Below are 424 nucleotides of genomic sequence, written 5' to 3' on the forward strand. Positions count from 1 at the left end.
ATCCGTTAACCGCTCAGTTGGCCTGGCGGCGCAGGAACGCCGGAATCTCCAGCTGATCATCGTCCTGAGTCGCCCTCACCTGCGGCGTCAGACGGCCCTGGTCGTCCAGCTGGCCGCGGCGCGGCGCGTAGAGCTGGGCGTCCTGGCTGGCGAGGCGGCGCACTTCCGGTGCGGCCTGGCGCAGCTTGGGCTCGCGCGGCTGCGCCGGCTGAAGCCGTGCAGGCTCCTCTTCGCGGCGGGTCAGGCCATTGGTCAGGCGCTTCAGGAGACCCATCGGGCCGCTGTTCTCATGGTCGGCGGGACGGCTCTTGGCGTCGACCTCCGCCTTCACGACCGGCGGAAAATCCTCGACGCGCGGCATGCGCTGCGGCGCCATCGCCACCGGCTGCTGGACCTCACGCAGCATTTCGCGCGGCTGCGGAGC

1 pseudogene is annotated in these 424 nt (G+C 71.0%); it reads right to left on the reverse strand.

Annotation, left to right across the window (positions count from 1 at the left end):
- Positions 1 to 13 precede the first annotated feature (13 nt).
- A pseudogene (locus tag EOA38_RS38740) lies at positions 14 to 424 on the reverse strand (cell division protein FtsZ); the annotation flags it as partial.

Source organism: Mesorhizobium sp. M1E.F.Ca.ET.041.01.1.1 (genome assembly GCF_003997355.1).
Taxonomy (GTDB): domain Bacteria; phylum Pseudomonadota; class Alphaproteobacteria; order Rhizobiales; family Rhizobiaceae; genus Mesorhizobium.